The 1,630-nt window shown below is 35.9% G+C and carries 3 protein-coding genes; 1 reads left to right on the forward strand and 2 read right to left on the reverse strand.

Annotated elements, in window-relative coordinates; all coding sequences use genetic code 11:
- Positions 1-243 (reverse strand): CII family transcriptional regulator (locus G468_RS21895; RefSeq protein ID WP_034250473.1); only part of this gene is annotated, 243 nt, incomplete at its 3' end.
- Positions 244-417: 174 nt separating this feature from the next.
- Positions 418-597 (reverse strand): Cro/CI family transcriptional regulator, encoded by a 180-nt coding sequence (locus tag G468_RS0117600; protein ID WP_026824103.1) that lies wholly within the window; start codon positions 595-597, stop codon positions 418-420.
- Between the two features lie 54 nt (positions 598-651).
- Between G468_RS0117600 and G468_RS0117605 the strand changes: the two genes are divergently transcribed.
- Positions 652-1,365 (forward strand): S24 family peptidase, encoded by a 714-nt coding sequence (locus tag G468_RS0117605; RefSeq protein ID WP_026824104.1) that lies wholly within the window; start codon positions 652-654, stop codon positions 1,363-1,365.
- Positions 1,366-1,630: the final 265 nt, after the last annotated feature.

The following is a 1,630-nucleotide window of genomic DNA, read 5'->3' on the forward strand; positions in this document are numbered from 1 at the left end:
GCGTATCTCTTCACCTGAGATATTTGTTATGACTAAATCTTGCTTCGGTGAATCGTAGCCAATGCAATCAAGCAGTTTTGCCATCTTCGGAATTATTCCATCCTCTGACTGCCATCTCGTGATTTGAGATGGATTTACGCCAATAGCCTCAGCAATTCTTATTGCTGAATGTGCCTGAATGCCATTACGTATTTTGGCTTCAATGTTTTTTGCATTTGATTTGCGTGTAATCGTGGTTTCCATGTCTATAATTACTTCCATAAGTTTCAGATAATAGTTATCCCTCCCGATGGGCTGGGAATTTAAAATCTCCCAATTTCAGGGAGGCCAGGTTGTTAAAGAGCGGTTGTTTTTATATAAAGTCTAAATCTCAAAAATTTTATCTAATAACTCATTAATTTTTATGAAAATACTCGTCTATTTTTTATATAAAAAAGAATCATATTTAAGCTTTTCTTTAGTCAAGCGCTCTAATTGCATGGCTCTTTTTTCAGGGATAACTAATGGCCACCGTGAAACAGCAACATGTGTTATCCCTAATACTTTTGCTGTATTACGAACGCCCCCAAAGTATCTAATTACTTCATTCTTTTTCACTCCTTCCCTCCTGAATTACTTAGCTGAGAAAATGGTAACAGTAGTTACATTAATATGTCAATACATGTTACAAGCAATAATGGTAACATTGATTACATGAAAACCAGTACCAGCATCAGCAACCGCATTCGCGATAGGCGAAAAGAATTAAGACTAACCCAAAACGAGATAGCAAAAGCTCTCGGTGTCAGTCGTGTTTCAGTAACAAAATGGGAAAATGGAGACACAAAACCTGATGGAGAAAATCTTCATATACTGACAAAAGTATTAGCATGCAATATAGAGTGGCTGCTTTATGGCAAAGATTCACGCTCTGAAGATGATACAAAGTTATATCGCTTATCTTCTGCAACCTTTAAAAGGATCCCTTTATTAACAGGGGAGCAGATCAGCAAGTGGGATGGAATAACTCCTTTTGCTGAAATAAGTGACGTAACAGTTTGGAGTGAAGTCATGTCTGATGTATCAGCCAATACTTTTATGATGTTAGTAAAAGGCGACTCAATGGCAAACCCTCACGGATCACCCTCAATACCAGATGGTTCTAAGGTTTTAGTAGATCCTGATTATGGTGATATTGATGATCTCAATGGTAAGATTATTGTTATTCAGTTAGAGGACTCGAAAGAGCCAACCATAAAAAAACTATCTATAGATGGACCTAATAAATATTTAATCCCTCTAAATCCCTCATTTAAAATAATTGAACTAGAAGGTAACTACACCATTAAAGGACGTGTTACTAAAATAATTCAAGAATTACAATAGAATAAAAATTAAAAGCTTCTTCGAAAGGAGCTTTTTTATTCCTTGCTGTGTAATTATTATTACTTAAAGATTGACATAAAATGTAATTTAAATTACATTTATCACATCAACTCACTGCAACAGGCAAACGCCAGACAAGACTCCGAGTTATCTGAAACCTTGCCAGACGTTGCTAAGTAGCCAGCCTGAGGCATATGAACATGAAGGCAAGTGACGACAGTAATTCAAAAGGATTTAAGATATGACGAATGTAAAAAGCACCTAT

Origin of the sequence: Arsenophonus nasoniae DSM 15247 (assembly GCF_000429565.1) — a bacterium.
GTDB lineage: Bacteria > Pseudomonadota > Gammaproteobacteria > Enterobacterales > Enterobacteriaceae > Arsenophonus > Arsenophonus nasoniae.